At 74.1% G+C, this 16,582-nt stretch carries 16 protein-coding genes; 13 read left to right on the top strand and 3 right to left on the bottom strand.

Features of this window, described 5'->3' with window-relative positions; all coding sequences use genetic code 11:
- Window positions 1-58 precede the first annotated feature (58 nt).
- Both O2W14_RS18485 and O2W14_RS18490 read left to right on the top strand, forming a co-directional pair.
- On the top strand, window positions 59-418 hold the full coding sequence (locus tag O2W14_RS18485) for a cyclophilin-like fold protein (protein WP_269177593.1): 360 nt from the start codon (window positions 59-61) through the stop codon (window positions 416-418).
- Window positions 419-631: 213 nt separating this feature from the next.
- Window positions 632-1,093, top strand: a complete 462-nt coding sequence (locus O2W14_RS18490; RefSeq protein ID WP_269177594.1) for a hypothetical protein — start codon at window positions 632-634, stop codon at window positions 1,091-1,093.
- A 9-nt stretch (window positions 1,094-1,102) separates the two neighbouring features.
- Here the strand turns inward: O2W14_RS18490 and O2W14_RS18495 are convergent, their stop codons facing one another.
- Entirely contained in the window at window positions 1,103-1,732 is a 630-nt protein-coding gene (locus tag O2W14_RS18495) for an alpha/beta fold hydrolase (protein WP_269177595.1), read from the bottom strand.
- A 144-nt stretch (window positions 1,733-1,876) separates the two neighbouring features.
- Here O2W14_RS18495 and O2W14_RS18500 point away from each other — a divergent pair, with 144 nt between their 5' ends.
- Entirely contained in the window at window positions 1,877-3,280 is a 1,404-nt protein-coding gene (locus O2W14_RS18500) for an NAD(P)/FAD-dependent oxidoreductase (protein WP_269177596.1), read from the top strand.
- A gap of 60 nt (window positions 3,281-3,340) precedes the next feature.
- On the opposite strand, the gene O2W14_RS18505 is transcribed toward O2W14_RS18500, so the two are convergent.
- Together O2W14_RS18505 and O2W14_RS18510 are read right to left on the bottom strand one after the other, a co-directional pair.
- Window positions 3,341-4,102 carry a hypothetical protein gene (locus O2W14_RS18505; RefSeq protein ID WP_269177597.1) on the bottom strand — a complete coding sequence of 254 codons (762 nt, stop codon included), beginning with the start codon at window positions 4,100-4,102 and terminating at the stop codon, window positions 3,341-3,343.
- A gap of 173 nt (window positions 4,103-4,275) precedes the next feature.
- Window positions 4,276-5,088, bottom strand: a complete 813-nt coding sequence (locus tag O2W14_RS18510) for an SDR family oxidoreductase (RefSeq protein ID WP_269177598.1) — start codon at window positions 5,086-5,088, stop codon at window positions 4,276-4,278.
- A gap of 332 nt (window positions 5,089-5,420) precedes the next feature.
- Here O2W14_RS18510 and O2W14_RS18515 point away from each other — a divergent pair, with 332 nt between their 5' ends.
- From O2W14_RS18515 to O2W14_RS18560, 10 genes are all read left to right on the top strand, one after another.
- The gene (locus O2W14_RS18515; RefSeq protein ID WP_269177599.1) at window positions 5,421-6,209 is read left to right on the top strand and encodes a DeoR/GlpR family DNA-binding transcription regulator; all 789 of its coding nucleotides are present in this window, start codon (window positions 5,421-5,423) and stop codon (window positions 6,207-6,209) included.
- Window positions 6,210-6,241: 32 nt separating this feature from the next.
- Complete coding sequence (locus tag O2W14_RS18520) at window positions 6,242-7,714, top strand: rhamnulokinase (RefSeq protein WP_269177600.1); 1,473 nt, start codon at window positions 6,242-6,244, stop codon at window positions 7,712-7,714.
- Window positions 7,715-7,801: 87 nt separating this feature from the next.
- Window positions 7,802-8,869 (top strand): autoinducer 2 ABC transporter substrate-binding protein, encoded by a 1,068-nt coding sequence (locus O2W14_RS18525; RefSeq protein WP_269177601.1) that lies wholly within the window; start codon window positions 7,802-7,804, stop codon window positions 8,867-8,869.
- Window positions 8,870-8,931: 62 nt separating this feature from the next.
- Entirely contained in the window at window positions 8,932-10,503 is a 1,572-nt protein-coding gene (locus O2W14_RS18530) for a sugar ABC transporter ATP-binding protein (protein WP_269177602.1), read from the top strand.
- Window positions 10,500-11,537 carry an ABC transporter permease gene (locus tag O2W14_RS18535; RefSeq protein ID WP_269177603.1) on the top strand — a complete coding sequence of 346 codons (1,038 nt, stop codon included), beginning with the start codon at window positions 10,500-10,502 and terminating at the stop codon, window positions 11,535-11,537. The genes O2W14_RS18530 and O2W14_RS18535 overlap by 4 nt, the downstream gene beginning before the upstream one ends.
- On the top strand, window positions 11,534-12,646 hold the full coding sequence (locus tag O2W14_RS18540) for an ABC transporter permease (protein WP_269177604.1): 1,113 nt from the start codon (window positions 11,534-11,536) through the stop codon (window positions 12,644-12,646). The genes O2W14_RS18535 and O2W14_RS18540 overlap by 4 nt, the downstream gene beginning before the upstream one ends.
- Window positions 12,643-13,416, top strand: a complete 774-nt coding sequence (locus O2W14_RS18545; RefSeq protein ID WP_269177605.1) for a class II aldolase/adducin family protein — start codon at window positions 12,643-12,645, stop codon at window positions 13,414-13,416. Before O2W14_RS18540 ends, O2W14_RS18545 begins: the two co-directional genes overlap by 4 nt.
- Window positions 13,413-14,117 (top strand): HAD family hydrolase, encoded by a 705-nt coding sequence (locus O2W14_RS18550; protein WP_269177606.1) that lies wholly within the window; start codon window positions 13,413-13,415, stop codon window positions 14,115-14,117. The genes O2W14_RS18545 and O2W14_RS18550 overlap by 4 nt, the downstream gene beginning before the upstream one ends.
- The gene (locus tag O2W14_RS18555) at window positions 14,114-15,574 is read left to right on the top strand and encodes an FGGY family carbohydrate kinase (RefSeq protein ID WP_269177607.1); all 1,461 of its coding nucleotides are present in this window, start codon (window positions 14,114-14,116) and stop codon (window positions 15,572-15,574) included. The genes O2W14_RS18550 and O2W14_RS18555 overlap by 4 nt, the downstream gene beginning before the upstream one ends.
- A gap of 69 nt (window positions 15,575-15,643) precedes the next feature.
- Complete coding sequence (locus O2W14_RS18560; protein ID WP_269177608.1) at window positions 15,644-16,519, top strand: sugar phosphate isomerase/epimerase family protein; 876 nt, start codon at window positions 15,644-15,646, stop codon at window positions 16,517-16,519.
- Window positions 16,520-16,582 lie beyond the last annotated feature (63 nt).

Here is a 16,582-nt window from a genome sequence, read left to right on the forward strand (position 1 = left end):
CTCGCCGGGTCGGCAGCAGGCTCCCCTCCCCACACCGGACCCGGCACAGGAGGACCCGATGCGGATCGACGTCACGATCGGCGACCAGCGCTTCCGGGCCACCCTCGACGTCAGCGCCGCCAGCCGCGCCCTGGTCGGCCAGCTGCCCGTGACCGTGGAGATGGAAGACCACGGTGGCGTGGAGAAGACCGGCCGCCTGCCCGCCCCGCTCAGCCTCGAGGGTCAGCCGGCCGGCGCGGACCCCGACGTCGGCGACGTGGGCTGGTACGCACCCGGCAACGACCTCGTCCTGTACCACGGCGACCAGTCCTACTTCCCCGGCATCGTCGTGCTGGGCCGGCTCGACGGGGACGCCGCCGAGCGCATCGCGGCCCTCGACGGCCCGCTCACCGCGACGGTCGAGGCCGTCGACGACTGACCGTCACCGGACCCGCGGCACCCGGTACGACCTCGCTCCCGACGACCGTCGGCAGGCGCGGCCCGGCCGGTCCCCCAGGTGTCGGAGCGGACGTCGCCCAGGGAGGCGACGCCGGCTGGCGGGGCCTCCTCCCCCGGGGTGGGCCCGGTCGCGGGCGCGGCGGCGCGGCGGCGATGATGTTGGGCCAGCATCCCCGTCGCCAGTGAGGTCCCCATGCGTCTGTCCATCACCCCCAGCGAGATCGCGCCCCGGCTCGCCACCGGCGCGTTCATCCTGAACTCCGGCCTCGGCAAGCGCGCCGCCGACGAGGGCACGGCCGCCGGCCTGCAGGGCTTCGCCGCCGGCACCTACCCGTTCCTGGCCAAGGTCCCGGCGAAGACGTTCGCCCGGTCGCTGTCGACCGCCGAGATCGTCATCGGCGCCGCCCTGCTGACCCCGTTCGTGCCCGCCGCCGTCGCCGGTGCCGCCCTGACCGGCCTGTCCGCCGGCCTGCTGGGCCTCTACCTGCGCACCCCGGGCATGACCAAGCCGGGCCGGAGCGTCGCCCCCACCCAGGAGGGGCTGACCATCGCCAAGGACGTCTGGATGCTCGGCATCGGCCTGGGCCTGGTCACCCAGGGCCTGACCGGCCGCGAGGCCAAGGTCACCGTCGGCGGCCGCAAGAACAAGAAGTAAGCCGCACGCTCACACCGAGACGGACTGCAGCTCGCGCACCAGTGCGGCGAGCTCTGCCGGCCGGGTGTGGGGCAGCATGTGCCCCGCACCCGGCAGCTCGACCAGGCGCCCGCGCGGCGCGCAGCCGGCCAGCAGGACCGCCCAGTCCTGCGGGCACAGCGCGTCCCGGGACCCGCGGACGACGACGACCGGCACCCCCACCCGGCGCAGCCGCTCGTCGAGGCGGTCCGCGGCGATCCGGCGCCACAGCGCGGCCATCGCCGGCGGGCCGGTCTGCAGCCACTGCGACAGCAGCAGCGGGACCTGCCACCACGGCTCGCCCAGCGCCGTGCGCAGCCACCGGCCGGCCAGCACCCGCAGGCGCAGCATCCGCGGGTCGGTCGTCGGGCCGAGGAGCAGGACGGCGGTGACCCGCCGGTCGCGCTCGGCGACCGCCGCGACCACCTGGCAGCTCTGCGAGTGCCCGACGAGCACCACCGGGCCCGCGCCCAGCCCCGCCTGCAGCTGTGCGGTCAGCTCCGCCAGCGGGCCGACCGGGCCCCGCCGTCCATTCCCCGGCAGCAGCACGACCCGGCCGCCGACCAGGTCACGGACGCGCGCCGAGGACCGCGCGTCGAGACCGAGACCAGGGACCCACACGGGTGTGGGAACACCGTTCGCCTCCATGCTGCTCATACATATGCCGACTCTGTGAGGGACGACGCCATCCCGCAGCGGAGGGTGGCCGCGCGATCGAACGTAGTAGTGGGAGGATGAGTCATCATGACGACATCAGGAGGCAGCGTGACCACCGCAACCCAGTCCACCGGACGGCGGCCCCGGGTGGTCATCGTCGGCTCCGGCTTCGGTGGCCTCTTCGCAGCCAAGAAGCTGCGGAAGGCCCCGGTCGACATCACCCTCGTGGCCAAGACCACCCACCACCTCTTCCAGCCGCTGCTCTACCAAGTGGCGACCGGCATCCTCTCCGAGGGCGAGATCGCCCCCGCCACCCGGGAGATCCTGCGCGACCAGGACAACGCCCGCGTGGTGCTCGGTGAGGTCACCGACATCGACCTGACCGCCCGCACGGTCACCTCCAGCGTGCTCGGCCGCACGACGGTGCTCGAGTACGACGAGCTCATCGTCGCCGCCGGTGCCGGGCAGTCCTACTTCGGCAACGACCAGTTCGCCGAGTTCGCCCCGGGCATGAAGAGCATCGACGACGCCCTGGAGCTGCGTGGCCGCATCTTCGGTGCCTTCGAGCTGGCCGAGCTGGCCACCGCCCCGGAGGAGATCGACCGGCTGCTGACCTTCGTGGTCGTCGGCGCCGGCCCGACCGGTGTGGAGATGGCCGGGCAGATCGCCGAGCTGGCCCGCCGCACCCTGCGCAAGGACTTCCGGCACATCGACCCCTCCAGCGCCCGGGTGATCCTGCTCGACGCGGCCCCCAAGGTGCTCCCCCCGTTCGTCGACAAGCTGGGCGAGGCCGCGGCCGCGCGGCTGAAGTCGATCGGCGTGGAGATCCAGCTGGGCGCCATGGTCACCAACGTCGACGCCGACGGTCTGGTGGTCAAGGACAAGGAGGGCCACGAGCGCCGCATCCACGCCGCCACGAAGATCTGGGCGGCCGGCGTGCAGGCCAGCCCGCTGGGCAAGATCCTCGGCGAGCAGTCCGGCGCCGAGGTCGACCGGGCCGGGCGCATCTCGGTGCAGCCGGACCTGACCCTCCCCGGGCACCCCGAGGTGCACGTGGTCGGCGACATGATGTCGCTCAACCGGCTCCCCGGCGTCGCGCAGGTCGCCATCCAGGGCGCCCGGTTCGCCGCCGAGGCGGTGCAGGCCCGCGTCACCGGCCGGCCCACCAAGCCCGAGTTCGTCTACCACGACAAGGGCAGCATGGCGACGATCTCCCGCTTCGACGCGGTCGCCGACCTGGGCAAGATCAAGTTCAGCGGCTTCATCGCCTGGGTGCTGTGGCTGCTCGTGCACGTCGTGTACGTGGTCGGCTTCAAGAGCCGGTTCACCACCGTCCTCGGCTGGGCCGTGAGCTTCCTGGGTCGCGGGCGCGGTCAGCGCACCGCCACCCAGCAGCAGGTCTACGGCCGGCTGGCCCTGGAGGAGCTCGGCTCGGACTTCGAGGTCTCCAAGACCGGCGGCCGGCACCACTACGGCGAGAAGGTCGACGTCACCGGGCGCGAGTCCGCCTGACGTCCCGCACCACCTCGACGGCCCGGTCCCCGCACCCGCGGGGGCCGGGCCGTCGGCGTGTCAGGTCCCCGTCGCGTCCCCGGCCGCCGCGGCCAGCTGCTGCACCCGCGCCTCGGCCCGGTCCCGGATCGCCACGGCGGTCTCGGCCCGTCGGACGGCGGCGTCCCGCCGGCGCTCGGCCGCCGGGACCGCGGCGGCGGACTCCTCGGCCTCCCGCCGGGCGCGGCGCAGCTCCCGTTCCAGCCGGTCGACCCGCTGCTGGAGCTCGTCCCGCCGCTCACCGGCCGCGGTGACCTCGGCCCCGGCGGTCTCCGCGGCCGCCTCGGCGTCCCGGGCCACGGTGGTCGCCTCCTCGGCGTCCCGGCGGGCCTGCTCCAGCTCCCGCCTAGCCCGCTCGGCGGCCTCCCGACGACGCTCCTCCGCGGACTCCCGGCGTGCCGGACCCCGGGGCGGGCGCGCCGGTGCCGGTGAGCGCACCGGGGTCGCCACCGCGCCGTCGAGGTCGACCGGTCCCAGCCCGCTGTAGGACAGCGCGGAGGTGAGCCGGCCGGCCCGCAGCGCCTCCCCCGCACCGGGGTCGGCGACGGCGGCCCGCAGCGTGGCCTCCACCTGCTCGGCCACCGCGGTGCTCACGTCGTGCCCCTCGGCGTGGGCCAGCCCGCGCGCCTGCCGGGCGAGGGCGGCGACCAGCAGGTTGCGCTGCCGGCCCAGCTCGCGCAGCTGGTCACCGGAGAGGTTCACCTGGGCCGCGCGCAGCAGCTCGGCCAGCTCGGCCAGCTGGGCGACCTCCTCGGGCTGCCGGCGCACGAGCAGGTTGCACACCCAGGCCGCCGTCGTCGGCTTGGGCAGCGCGGCGACCGCGGTGGCCAGGGCCTTGTCCCCCGCCGCCCGGGCACGGTCCCGGGCGGCGGTGCGGGCGGTCGTGAACTCCTCGGGCGGGACGCCGTAGAGCTCCTCGGCGACGGCGTCCAGCCCGTCGGCCGGGTCGTCGTCGGTCAGGGGGTGCGCCAGTCGTCGGTGGTCATGTTCGACCCGGCCATCGGGCCCATCTGCAGCATCCCGCCGTCCACCGCCCAGGAGGCGCCGTTGACGTAGGCGGCCGCCGGGGAGGCGAGGAAGGCGACCACCGCGGCGATCTCCCGGGCGTCGCCGGGGCGGGCGACCGGGATGCCGGGACGGCGCTTGTCCGGCGCGGTCGGGTCCTCGTCCTCCTGCCCGGTCATCGGGGTGGCGATCTCCCCGGGTGCGACGGAGTTGACGGTGATGCCGTGGTCGGCGAGCTCGATGGCGGCGACCTTGGTCAGCAGCCCGAGCCCGCCCTTGGCGGCGCAGTAGGCGCCCGCGCCCACCCGCGGCTGGGTCTCGTGGACGCTGGTGATGTTGATGATCCGACCGCCCCGGCCGGCGGCGACCATCCGCCGGCCGGCGCGCTGCAGGCAGAGGAAGGCGCCGTTGAGGTCGGTGTCGAGCACCTCCAGCCAGTCGGCGTACTCGGTGTCCAGCAGCAGCGTGGCGTCGCCGGTGCCGGCGCAGTTGACCAGCACGTCGATGCCGCTGAGGGCCTCGGCCAGGTCGTCGACCACGTCGGCGGCGCCGGGCAGCTGGGTCAGGTCGAGGTGGCGGAGCTCGGCGCGCCGGCCGGTGGCGCGCACCTCCTCGGCGGTCGCCTCCCCGGCGGCCTGGTCGCGGTACCAGGTGAGGCCGACGTCGAACCCGGCCTCGGCGAGGGCGACGGCGGAGGCCCGGCCGATGCCGGACTCCGATCCGGTGACGACGGCGACGCGCTGCGGCTGGCTGCTCTGGGTCATGGCGGCTGCGCTACCCGCTCGGGGTCGGACCGATGCAGTCCCCGGTGGCCCGAGGAGTGCGACTGGCGTCGGTCTCGGCGACTGGGGGGGGGGGGGGGGGCACGGCGGCGTGCCACAGGAGGGACTGGTCGTGGTGCGGGCAACCTCTCGACAAGACCGATTGTGACCCAGGCGACACATTGAAACCCGCGCTCGGATCGAATGAAAGCCGTCCGCTTTCGTTTCTCTACGGAGCCTTGACCTTGGCTTTCGTCCCACTTAGCTTTCCGGCACGGGAGCCCAGCGTCGGTCTCCCCTCGTCGATGTTGACGAGGACTGCGGAAGGGGGCTCGATGCCGTCACTGGACGAGCACGCCCGCTCCCAGGCCATCCTCACGGCCCTCGGTGCGACCGGCCGCGTCGAGGTCAACGACCTCGCCCAGCGGCTCGAGGTCTCGACCGTCACCATCCGCAAGGACCTCGACGCCCTCGAGCAGCGAGCCGCCCTGCGCCGGGTGCGCGGTGGCGCAGTGGCGGCCGCCGCGATGGACGAGGGCTCCTTCGAGAGCAGGCTGCGCACACGCCGCACGGAGAAGACCGCCATCGCCCAGGCCGTGGCCCCCCTGGTCTACGACGGCGACGTCATCGCGTTGGACTCTTCGACCAGCTGCCACTACCTGGCCTGCGAACTGCTCGACCGCCGATCGCTGGTGGTCATCACGAACAGCATGCCCACGGCAACGCTGTTCTCCGAACGGTCCGACGCCACCGTGCTGGTGCCCGGCGGGACGGTCCGCCGGTCCGCGCGCTCGGTCGTCGGGATGATCGGCGACGTGCTGGCCGGCCGCGGCCGGATCGACAAGGGGTTCCTCGGCGCCCACGCCATCTCTGCCGAGCGCGGGCTGTTGGACATGGCCCTCGAGGAAGCGCAGGCCAAGCAGTACTTCACCGCGCACTGCCGCCAGGTGGTCGGTCTCGTCGACTCCAGCAAGTTCGGCGCCTTCTCGCTGCACGCCGGGGTGCCCACCGCTGCCCTCACGTCCGTCTACACCGACGCCGGGGCCGACCCGGCCGTCATGGGCGCCCTGGAGGCGGCCGGGGTGCGCGTCCACCGCGTCGACGTCCAGGACCAGCACCGATGACGGCCGGGCGGCACGGTCGCACGGTCGCCGCCGTGGACCTGGGTGCCGAGAGCGGCCGGGTCGTCCGCGCCACGTTCGACGGGGCGCGGCTGGACGTCGAGGAGGTCAGCCGGTTCGCGCACACGCCGCGGCCCGTCGACGGCGTCCTGCGCTGGGACCTCGACGGCCTCAGCAACGCCATCACCGCCGGGCTGGGCCGACTGGGCTCCGACCACGGACCGATCGCGTCGGTGGGCGTGGACACCTGGGGGGTCGACTACGGGCTCCTGCGCAGCGACGGCACCCTGCTCGACCAGCCGACCTGCTACCGCGACCCTCGGCAGCAGGCGCCCCTGAGCGAGGCCCTGGCCCGGGTCGGCCGGGAGCGGCTCTACCGGTCCACCGGGACCCAGATCAACGAGATCAACACGGTCTTCTCACTGATGGCCGACGTGCGCGCCGGCCGACTGGAGGACGCCGCGACGCTGCTGATGATGCCCGACGTCTTCCACCACCTGCTGTCCGGTTCCCGGGTCACGGAGTTCACCGCCGCCTCCACCACCGGCCTCTACGACATCGCCGGCGGCCGGTGGGCCGTCGAGCTGGCCGAGGACCTCGGGATCCCCACCCGGGTCCTGCCGGAGGTGGTGCCCACGGGCACCGACCTCGGTCCGGTGATCGGGTCGCTGGGCGAGGGGCCGCTGGCCGGCGCGCGGGTCATCGCCCCGCCCGGACACGACACGGCCAGCGCCGTCGTGGCCACGCCGTTCACCGCCCCGGGGGCGCTCTTCATCTCCTCCGGCACCTGGTCGCTCGTCGGCGTGGAGGTCCCCGCCCCCGTCGTCACCGCCGGCTCCCTGGCCGCCAACCTCACCAACGAGGGCGGTTACGCGGGCACGACCAGGCTGCTGGGCAACGTGATGGGGCTCTGGATCCTGCAGGAGTGCCGGCGCCACTGGGCCGGCGAGGGCATCGAGATCTCCTACGCCGACCTGGCCGAGCGGGCCGCCCGGGAACCGTCCCTGCGCAGCGTCATCAACCCGGACGCGCACGAGTTCCTCCGCCCGGGCGACATGCCCGCCCGGGTGCGGGACCACTGCCGGCGCACCGGCTCGCCGGTGCCCGAGACCCCGGCCGCGATCGCCCGCTGCGTGATCGACTCGCTGGCGCTGTCCTACCGGAACACCGCGGAGGACATCGCCGCGGTCACCGGGACCCCGGCGCCGGCCGTGCACATCACCGGCGGCGGCGCCCGGAACCTGCTGCTCGCCCAGGTCACCGCCGACGCCACCGGGCTCCCGGTCCACTGCGGGCCGGTCGAGGCGACCGCACTCGGCAACGCCGCCGCCCAGTTGGTGGCCCTCGGTGAGCTGGGCGGGATCGCCGACGTCCGCGCCGTGGTCGCCCGCACGACCGAGATCCGCACGCTGTCCCCGCGGCCGGACCCGCGCTGGGAGCAGTCCGCCGCCCGGTTGCGCGAGATGACCGAGGAGGACGACCGCCGACGAGGGCTCATCCCCTCATGAGGTGCCGCCCGACCTCCTGAACCCCCACCGGCTCGCCGAGCCGGTGACACCACCGGGGAGCACTCCCCACGTCCATGAGGTGACCGCATGAGGATGACACGTACGACGAGGTCCGCCGCCGTTCTCAGCCTGGCACTCGCCCTGGCCACCACGGCCTGTGGCCAGGGCAGCGGGGGCTCCGCCTCCTCCGGGGGCTCAACGGGAGGCGCGGCCAGCGGCAGCGCAGGCGGGGGCGGGGGCGGCGAGGGCGCCACCGTCGCCTTCGTCCCCAAGCTCCAGGGCATCCCGTACTTCGAGGCGATGAACACCGGTGGCGCGGCCGCCTGCGAGGAGATCGGCTGCACCTGGCTCTACCAGGGCCCGGTCGAGGCCGACCCCGCCGCGCAGGCCGACATCGTGCGGTCCTTCATCCAGCAAGGGGTGGACGCGCTGATCGTCGCGCCCAACGACCCGGACTCGATGGCGCCCCTGCTCAAGCAGGCCGCCGACGCGGGGATCAAGGTGGCCACCGCCGACACCGACGCGCCCAACTCGGTGCGCGAGGTCTTCGTCAGCCAGGCCTCGACCGAGGGCATCGGCGAGGCGCTGACCGACGCGGTGCTCGGCGCGATGGGCGGCAAGGGCAAGTACGCCATCGTCTCCTGCGGGCAGACGGCCCAGAACCTCAACTCCTGGATCGAGGTGCAGAAGGCCTACACCGCGGAGAAGTACCCGGACGCGGAGATCGTCGACATCGTGTACGCCGGTGAGGACCAGGCCCAGGCCACGCAGATGGCGACCGACCTGATGAACGCCCACCCGGACCTCACCGGTCTGGTCGGTGAGTGCACCTCCTCGGCGCCGGGCGTCGCGCAGGCGGTCCAGGACGCCGGCAAGACCGGGCAGGTCTTCACGGTGGGGCTGGGCACGCCGCAGTCCATGGCGCCGTACCTCACCGAGGGCTCCTCCAGCGCCAGCATCCTGTGGGACGTCGAGAACCTGGGCCACCTCACCGCCTGGGCCGGGGTCCAGCTCGCCGCCGGTGAGGAGTTCCAGGCCTCCAACGACGTCAGCAGCGACATCACCGGGGTGACCTTCGACCCCGCGACCAAGGTCCTCCTGCTCGGCCCGCCGCTGACCATCACCAAGGACAACGCCGGGGACTACGACTACTGATCGCCTCCTGGGGAGGGCCGGCGCACCCGGCCCTCCCCACCCCGGATCGGAGCGAGGAGCCCATGAGCGACACCCGCACCACCCAGGCGACGGACCCCGGGTCCGCCGGGCCCCCCACCGCACCGGCCGGCACCCCCCGGCTGTCGGTCACCGGCATCTCCAAGCGCTACGGCGCGGTCCGGGCCATCCGCAACGCGGACATGACCGTGCAGCCCGGGACCGTCCACGCCCTCGTCGGGGAGAACGGTGCCGGCAAGTCCACGCTGATCAAGATCCTCTCCGGCGCCGCCACCGCCGACACCGGCCGGATCACCTTCGACGGGGAGGCCGTGACCATCGGCACGACCGCCGACGCGATCGCGCTCGGCATCGCGACCGTCTACCAGGAGCCCCAGCTCTTCCCCGACCTCACCGTCGCCGAGAACGTCTTCACCGGGCGCGAGATCACCCGGCGTGGGCGGGTGGACTGGTCGGCCCAGAACTCCCGGGTCGTGGAGCTGCTCGAGCTCATCGGGCTGCCCGCCCGGTACGCCACGGTCCCGGTCAGCGAGCTGTCCATCGCCGAGCAGCAGCAGGTGTCCATCGCCAAGGCGCTGGTGACCAACGCGAAGGTGCTGGTCCTCGACGAGCCTTCGGCGATCCTCACCGACACCGAGATCGAGGTGCTCTTCGGCGTCGTCCGCCGACTGGCCGCCACAGGCGTCTCGATCATCTACATCTCGCACCGGCTCGACGAGCTCTTCGTCATCGCCGACGAGGTCACCGTCATGCGGGACGGCCAGACGATGGGCACCTGGCCGATCCAGGAGCTCACCGTGCGCCGGGTCGTCGAGCTCATGGTCGGCGGCATCCTGGACGACGACCCGGTGCACCGCACCGTCCCGGACGCGCCCGCCCTGCTGGTGCTCGAGGACCTGTCCTGCACCGGTGAGTACCACGACGTCGACGTCACCGTCCGGCCCGGGGAGATCGTCACCCTCTACGGCCTGATCGGCTCCGGGGCCGCGGAGATCGCCGAGACGATCTACGGCATGCGCCGTGCCACCGGTGGCCGGCTCCTGCTCGACGGCCGGCCCGTCGCACCCAGCTCCCCGCGCGCGGCGAAGAAGCTCGGCATCGCCCTGCTGCCGGCCAACCGCAAGCAGCAGGGCCTCTTCGGCTTCCAGTCCATCGCCTTCAACATCTCCGCCGGCCACCTGCCGCTGCTGTCCCGCTTCGGCACCTGGATGGACCGCGGCCGGGAGCGCACCGTCGCGCGGGACTTCATCCAGCGGCTGGCGGTCAAGACCCCGCACGAGCGGCAGCCGGTCTCGGCCATGTCCGGCGGCAACGCCCAGAAGGTCGTGCTGGCCCGCCAGCTGGTCGAGCGGCCCCGCGTGCTGGTGCTCGCCGAGCCCACCCAGGGCGTGGACGTCGGCGCCAAGGAGGAGATCCACAAGATCGTCCGGCAGCTCGCCGACGAGGGCACGGCCGTCCTCATCGTGACCTCGGACCTGTCGGAGGCCATCCGCGTCTCCGACCGGCTGCAGGTCGTGCGGGCCGGGACGACCACGGTCGAGTTCGGTCCCGGCGCCACCCAGTCCGACGTCCTCTCCGCTGCCGCCGGCGCGGTCGACCAGGAAGAAGCCGCATGAGCTCCTCGACCCTCGCCCCGACCGACGGGACACCGCCCGGCCCGCGGGCGCACACCGCCACCGCCCGCGGTCGGGTGCTCCCCTTCCCGATCACCGGTCAGGAGATCGTCCTGATCGTCGTGATCGCCGTGCTGTGGGCGGTGCTCGCGGTGGCCACCCCGGCATTCCTCACCGGCGGCTCCATCGTCCCGCTCCTGGTGGCGATGGCACCGGTGGCGCTGATCGGCATCGGGATGACGATCATCATCATCACCGGCGGCATCGACGTCTCCGTCGCCGGCATGGTGATGGTGTGCGCGGTCGTCGTGGCGAAGACGATGGTGGGCTCCGGGGTCTCCCTCCCGGTCGCGGTGCTGCTGTCGGTGCTGGTCGGCGGCGTGCTGGGCCTGGTGAACGGGCTGCTCATCGCCTACGGGCGCGTGCACGCCATCATCATCACGTTCGGCACCGCGAACCTCTTCGAGTTCCTCGGCCTGCGGATCTTCGGCGGCTCCACCGTCAACGGCATCCCCGGCACGCTGGGCTTCTTCGGCCGCGGGGACGCCGGCCGCACGCTCGGCGTCCCGCACAGCTTCCTGATCATGCTGCTGGTGGCCGCGGCGGCCTGGTACTACCTCCGGCACACCGCCGGCGGCCGGCACCTGTACGCGATCGGCGGGGACGCCGACGCCGCCCGGCTGGCCGGGGTCAAGGTGCAGCGCCGGGTGCTGTCGGCCTACGTGCTGACCGGCCTGCTCACCGGGCTGGCCGCCTGCTTCGTCATCGCCCAGGGCACCTCCACGCTGGCGCCGAACGTGGGCACCGGCATGGAGCTGTCCGCGATCGCCGCGGTCGTCATCGGCGGCACCTCGATCATGGGCGGCCGGGGCTCGGTGCTGGGCACCGTGCTGGGCGCGCTCCTGGTCCAGACGGTCACCTCGGGGGTGACCCAGCTGGGCTGGCGCTCCCAGCTGGCCAGCCTCTTCATCGGCATCTTCATCCTGATCGCCGTCGGGGCCGACCTGCTCCGGCAGCGCGCGAGGAGGACGGCATGAGCACCGTGGTCTCACCCCCCACCCAGGCCCCTCGGCCCGACGGCGGGTCCACTCACCCGCAGTCCCGGGCCCGGCAGCTGCCCGCCGTCCTGCTCCGGGCGCTGCTCACCCAGCGGATCGTGCTGCTGCTGGTGCTGCTGGCCGCCGTCGTCATCACCATGACGACGCTGAGCTCGCGCAACTACCTGACCGCGCCGTTCGACCTGCCCTACATGTCCTCGGCGCTGATCAGCGCCGTCCCCCTGGTCATGCTGGGGCTGGCCCAGCTGCTGGTCATCGCCTCCGGCCGCGGCGGCATCGACCTGTCGGTCGGCGCGATCGTCTCGCTGACCAGCATGGTCTTCGGGTTCGCCTACGGCGAGTGGGGCTGGCCGCTGTGGATCGCGGTGCTGCTGGCTGCCGGCTTCGGTGGGCTGTGCGGCGCGGTCAACGGCCTGCTGATCGCCTACGTCGGCTACCCGGCGCTGATCACGACGCTGGCGACGTACTACGCCTTCTCCTCCCTGGCGATCGTCATCAACGACCAGCAGCCGATCAGCACCGCGCCGATCCAGGAGTTCTTCTCCTCCGCCCGGTCGATCCAGGTACCGGTCGGTGGAGGGGACCCGTTGCCGGTGCCGCTGGGGACGCTCACCTTCCTGCTCCCCACGGTGCTCGTCGTGTGGGTCCTGCTCAACCGGACCACCTACGGCCGCCGGCTCTACGGCATCGGGACCAACGACGTGGCCGCCGAGTGGGCGGGCATCGACGTCCGTCGTACCCGGTTCACCGCCTACCTGCTGGCGGGGGTGATCTCCGGGCTGGTGGCCGTGGTGACCGTCGCCCAGTTCGCCTCGGCCCGGCCCGACGCCGGCGTCACCGGCAGCGGCATGGCCCTGCCGGCCATCACCATCGCCGTCCTCGGTGGCGTGGCCATCACCGGCGGCATCGGCCGGGTGGCCGGCGTCGTCCTGGCGACCCTGTTGATCGTCTGGCTGAACGCGGGCATCCTGCTCGCCGTCCCGGGCAACGCCGGCTCGCAGTTCCAGCTGTTCGCGCTGGGCATCGTGCTGGTCTTCGCCGCCCTGCTCAACGGGCTCACCAGCCGCCGGTACGGGACGACGGGATGACCGCCGTCTGGGACCCCGGTCTGGTCGGCGAGGAGCTGGTGGCGCTGACCAGGTCCCTGGGTGAACGGTCCCGGGACCTGGCCGTCCTCGCCGAGGGCAACACCTCCCAGCTGCTGCCCGACGGGCGGGTGGTGGTGAAGACCTCGGGGTCGAACATGCGCACGTCGACCGCCGAGGACTTCGTCGTCGTCGAGGTCGACCCGCTGGTGAAGCTCCTGGCCACCGAGTCGGCCACCCAGGCCGACCTCACCGCCGCCCTGGACGCCGGCGAGCACGAGGGACGGCGGCGCCGCGCGTCGATCGAGACCCTCGTGCACGTGGCCGCCCAGGCGTTCGCACCCACGCCCTTCGTCGGCCACACCCACCCCACGGCGGTCGTCGGGCTGCTGGCCAGCGTGCACGCCGCCACCGCCTGGGACCAGCACGTCTACTCCGACGAGGCGGTGGTCATCGGCCGCCCGCTGTTCGTGCCCTACGCGTCCCCGGGCCTGGCCCTGGGCCGGGCCTACCTCCGGGGGCTGCAGCAGCACGTCGACACCCACGGCGAGCTGCCGACCCTGGTGCTGCTGGGCAACCACGGCATCGTGGTCAACGCCCCCGCCGCGGCGGGCATCGAGGCCGCCTCGGAGATGGCCGTCAAGGGGGCCCGGGTACGGCAGGCGGCGTACTCCGTCGGCGGCGTCGTGCCGCTGCCCACCTCGTCCGTGGACGCCTTCTTCGCCCGCGAGGACGTCATCGAGCGGCGGGCCCGGCTCGGCGGCGGGACGTGACGCTCCCCCGCCGGCTGCGCGCGGTGTTCCTCGACGTCGGCGGGCCGGTCTACGACGACGAGAACTTCCTCGCCGCGGTGGGGCGGGCACTCGACGAGCTGCGCGCCGAGCAGGGCAGCGGCCCGGCCGACCGCGCCGTGGTGCGCCGGGTGTACGACGACGTCCGGGTCCGGCAGGGCGGCTCGCTGCGGACGGCGCTGGCCACCGAGCTGCTCGGCGACGCCGGGCTGCGCGCCCCGCTGCACGAGCGGACCCGCCGGCACTGGGTCCACCCGCCCGGCACGCTGTACCCCGACGTCCTGCCGCTGCTGCGCGCGCTGTCCGGCCGGGTGGTGGTCGGCGTACTGGCCAACCAGGAGGCCGGGGTGGTCGACGCGCTGACCCGCGACGGGGTCGCCCCTTTCGTCGACGTCTGGGGCGTCTCGGCGATCGTGGGCCACGAGAAGCCGAGCCCGGAGCTGTTCCGCTGGTGCCTGGACCGGGCCGGCTGCGAGCCGGGCCAGGCGGTGCACGTCGGCAACCGGCTGGACACCGACGTGCGCCCGGCCGCCGGGATGGGCCTCGGCACGGTGTGGGTGCTGCGCGGTGAGGCCCCCGACGAGCCGACCGCCGAACAGCTGGCCGAGCCGGACGTAGCGGTGCGCGACCTGACCGGGCTGGCCGACGTGCTGCTGCCGCTGGTCCCCGCCGGCGCGACGTGACCGGGGACGGCGAGCTGGTCCTGGGCATCGACCTGGCCACCGCCGGCGCCCGGCTGCTCGCCGTCGACGTGGCGAGCGGCCGGGTCCAGGCGTCCGTCGAGGCACCGCTACCGCCCCCGGTCGTCCCGGCGCCGGGGCACCTGGAGCAGCGGCCGGTGTACGCCGAGGTCGTGCGCGCACTGCTGCGGGCGGCCACCGCGTCGCTGGGTGCCCGCGCGGCCGGCGTCCGCGCGCTGTCGGTGACGGCGACGTCCGGGAGCGTGGTGGCCGCCGACGCCCACGGGGTGCCGACCGGCGTCGCGCTGCTCTACGCCGACCAGCGGGGAGCGGCGCTGGCCACACGGCTGTCGGCCACGACCGGGCACCGCGTCGGCGCCGCCTCCACGCTGGCCCGGCTGGCCTGGCTGGCCGGTCCGGACGCCGCCGCGCCGGTGCCCGGCCGGGTGTACCTGCACGTGCCCGACGTCGTGGTCGCCGACCTCACCGGCCGGCTGGTCACCGACACCTCGCACGCCCTCAAGGCCGGGGTGGACGCCGCCGGGCTGCAGTGGCCCGGTGAGCTGCTGGCCGCAGCCGCGGTGCCCCTCACCGCGCTCCCGGAGCTGGTCGGCCCCGGGACCGTCGTCGGCGTGGTGCGGACCGACGTCGCCCGGGACGTCGGGCTGCCGCCGGGCGTGCGCGTCGTCGCCGGGATGACCGACGGCTGCACCGCGCAGCTGGCCGCCGGTGCGGTCGCCCCCGGGTCGAGCGTCGGCGTGCTCGGCACGACGCTCGTGCTCAAGGGCGTCTCCCCCACCGAGGTGACCGGGTTCGCCGGGGCGGTCTACTCGCACCGGGCACCCGACGGCTCGTGGTGGCCGGGCGGGGCGTCCAATACCGGCGCCGGCGTCCTGGCCGTCGACGGTGGCGTGCCCGACCTGGCCGCCGCCGACGCCGCGGCCGACGCCGCCGGGCCGTCCCGGTGGACGGGGTACCCGCTGTCCGGCACCGGCGAGCGGTTCCCGTTCGCCCGGCCGGACGCCACTGCGTTCCTGCTCCCCCCGCCGGGGGCGCGCACGGCCCACCCGACGCCGCACGAGCGGCACCGGACCTGGCTGGACGGCGTCGCGTTCGTCGAGCGGCTGGGCCTGGAGCGGCTGGCCGAGCTGGGCGTCGGGTCCGCCGACCACCGGGTGGTCGGCGGCGGGACCCGGTCCCGGGTGTGGACGACCGTCCGGGCCAGCGTGCTCGGCCGGCCGGTGACCCGTCCTGCCGAGCCCTCCAGCGCCTTCGGCGCCGCGCTGCTCGCCGCCTCGGCGTGCAGCGGCACCGCGCTGACCGCGACCGCCGTCCGCCTGGTGCGGCCCGCCGAGGTCGTGGAACCCGACCCCCGCCAGACCGGGGCCCTCGAGGAGGGCTACCGCCGGCTGCTCGCCGAGCTGCACCGCCGCGGATGGCTCGACGACCGCTCCGGCTGACCGTCCCCCGCGCCCGTACGCGTCCCCGCATCTGTACGACGACCTGCAGTCCACACGGAGGAGAGAGCCATGCCCGTCACCCACGGCGTCCACGCACTGGTCTGGACCGGGGGCTGGTCCCCCGAGGAGGCCCGCCGCGCCATCGCCTCGTCCGCCGAGGCGGGGTACGACCTCATCGAGATCGCGCCGATCGACCCGACCGGCTTCGACGCCGACATGACCGCGCGGCTGCTGCAGGAGCACGGCCTGGCGGTCAGCGCGTCGCTGGGGCTCAGCGAGGACACCGACGTCTCCAGCGAGGACCCCGAGGTGGTCGCCCGGGGGCGTCAGCGGCTGAGCCAGGCGCTGGACGTCCTGCGGGACAGCGGCGGGACGGTGCTGTGCGGCGTCCTCTACTCCAAGCTCGGGAAGTACGCCGGTCCGGCGAGCGAGCGCGGGCGGGCCAACTCGCAGGAGACGATCGCCTGGCTCGCCGACAAGGCGGCCGCCTCGGGCATCACCCTGGCCCTGGAGTTCTGCAACCGGTACGAGACCAACATCATGAACACGACGCAGGAGACGCTGGACTTCATCTCGGTCGTCGACCGGCCCAACGTCATGGCCCACCTGGACACCTACCACATGAACATCGAGGAACACTCCTTCACCGAGGCGGTGCGCGCGGCCGCCGCGGCCGGTCGGCTGGGCTACGTACACGTCGGCGAGTCACACCGCGGGGCGCTGGGCACCGGCTCGATCCCCTGGCCGGAGTTCTTCTCCGCGCTGACCGAGGTCGGCTACGACGGCATCATGACCTTCGAGTCCTTCTCCTCCGAGGTCGTGCACCGCACGCTGTCCAACGACCTGGCCATCTGGCGCAACCTGTGGACCGACAGCAAGGCACTCGCCCGCGACGCACTGGCCTTCACCCGGTCCGGGCTGGAGGCCGCAGCCCGGCAGGGCTGACCGGCAGACCACCGACGAGGGGCCGGTCGGCCGGGGCTCCCCCCGCCGACCGGCCCCCCGGCC

This window comes from Modestobacter sp. VKM Ac-2986, assembly GCF_026967795.1.
Classification (GTDB): Bacteria; Actinomycetota; Actinomycetes; order Mycobacteriales; family Geodermatophilaceae; genus Modestobacter.

Coding starts and splice junctions, on each gene's coding strand:
- O2W14_RS18515 (WP_269177599.1), top strand. CDS start 5,421: ATGCCGTCACTGGACGAGCACGCCCGCTCCCAGGCCATCCTCACGGCC.
- O2W14_RS18535 (WP_269177603.1), top strand. CDS start 10,500: ATGAGCTCCTCGACCCTCGCCCCGACCGACGGGACACCGCCCGGCCCG.
- O2W14_RS18510 (WP_269177598.1), bottom strand. CDS start 5,088: ATGACCCAGAGCAGCCAGCCGCAGCGCGTCGCCGTCGTCACCGGATCG.
- O2W14_RS18540 (WP_269177604.1), top strand. CDS start 11,534: ATGAGCACCGTGGTCTCACCCCCCACCCAGGCCCCTCGGCCCGACGGC.
- O2W14_RS18490 (WP_269177594.1), top strand. CDS start 632: ATGCGTCTGTCCATCACCCCCAGCGAGATCGCGCCCCGGCTCGCCACC.
- O2W14_RS18560 (WP_269177608.1), top strand. CDS start 15,644: ATGCCCGTCACCCACGGCGTCCACGCACTGGTCTGGACCGGGGGCTGG.
- O2W14_RS18530 (WP_269177602.1), top strand. CDS start 8,932: ATGAGCGACACCCGCACCACCCAGGCGACGGACCCCGGGTCCGCCGGG.
- O2W14_RS18485 (WP_269177593.1), top strand. CDS start 59: ATGCGGATCGACGTCACGATCGGCGACCAGCGCTTCCGGGCCACCCTC.
- O2W14_RS18525 (WP_269177601.1), top strand. CDS start 7,802: ATGAGGATGACACGTACGACGAGGTCCGCCGCCGTTCTCAGCCTGGCA.
- O2W14_RS18545 (WP_269177605.1), top strand. CDS start 12,643: ATGACCGCCGTCTGGGACCCCGGTCTGGTCGGCGAGGAGCTGGTGGCG.